The 635-nt window shown below is 37.3% G+C and carries 1 pseudogene; it reads left to right on the top strand.

Going from position 1 to position 635, the window contains the following annotated elements:
- Positions 1–635 (top strand): annotated as a pseudogene (locus R8N49_RS28135) (hypothetical protein); the annotation flags it as partial.

Below are 635 nucleotides of genomic sequence, written 5' to 3'. Positions count from 1 at the left end.
AGCGTTAGGTTTTCGAGTTAACGCTGAAGAATACTACGCAAAACAAGATGCCAATGAATCTCTGCTGCAAAAGCAGCTTGAAGAAGTATACAGGGCCTCAGTTAACGAATCGATTTATAACGCGCCTGAACATGTCACTGACCTGGATGAAGCTAATGAAGTCATTCAATCAGGTCAAGCAAACAACTTGCAACTGAGTGCTGCTGAAAAGAGAGTGATTTCAGAAAGGTTGCATATTCAAATTGATTATTTGACTGACGACGCAATCTCATTTTCTAGAAACAAAGCTTCGTTATTAGAACATTTGCAAGAATATACTGAGTGGCGCCAGACTAAAACATCAGACCAGCCCCTTTTTAATCTGATGAATGTTCTTTTTAAAACTTTAAACATATCTATTGAACGTATTGACCAGAAGCATTCTATCCCTAAATCCAGTTATTATGAAGCTTATGATATCATCAACCAGTTATTAAATGGTAATTCCGCACTCTGTAAAAAACTGAGTTCGATGAATACTATGTTGAAGCCCATCACTTCACAGTCACATTCTGAAGGCTATAAAACACGGGCAATAAATGATTTTCTTTCTAAACTCGGGTTTGACACTGAAGTTGATCATAAAACAAACGGGA

It is taken from the genome of Vibrio sp. 1978 (genome assembly GCF_033344345.1).
This window is presented reverse-complemented; position numbering and strand designations above follow the sequence as displayed.